Source organism: Luteitalea sp., from assembly GCA_009377605.1.
Taxonomy (GTDB): Bacteria; Acidobacteriota; Vicinamibacteria; order Vicinamibacterales; family Vicinamibacteraceae; genus WHTT01.
This window is the reverse complement of record WHTT01000184.1, coordinates 2,815-3,231: the sequence shown is the minus strand read 5'-3', so window position 1 is coordinate 3,231 and position 417 is coordinate 2,815. Positions and strand designations below refer to the sequence as shown.

Annotated in this window: 1 pseudogene (only partly in view); it reads left to right on the top strand. The window is 65.2% G+C overall.

The features are described from left to right. The first annotated feature begins 63 nt into the window (after positions 1–63). Positions 64–417 (top strand): annotated as a pseudogene (locus tag GEV06_28255) (hypothetical protein); it runs 120 nt beyond the window's last position.

Below are 417 nucleotides of genomic sequence, written 5' to 3'. Positions count from 1 at the left end.
GGACAGTCACGACGAAGGTCCCGAGAAAGGGTGACGGGCATCCTTCCGCCCCTAACTTGTCCCTTGTCGGAGACCCCGCGCGCCATCGTCAAAGACGCACAGCAGCTGTCGATCAGCGAGATCTCCCGGCGCTACGGGTTGTCGTGGTCGACGATCATGGCCTTGGTCAGGGCCTGGTCTGCACGCGCCGGGGAGAGGCGCAGAAAGAGGCGCTGCCGGGTGCTGTTGGTGGACGAGACCTCCTTGAGACGTCGCCACCGCTATGTGACGGTGGTCTCAAACGCCGAGACCGGCGAGCTCCTGGGAGTCGTCCGCCATCGCGATTTCAGGGCTTTGAGCAGCCTTCTTGCCTCCCAGGGCCAGCGCTGGTGCAAGGGCGTCGAGGTGGTCGTGACCGACGGGTCGCAGAGCTACCGG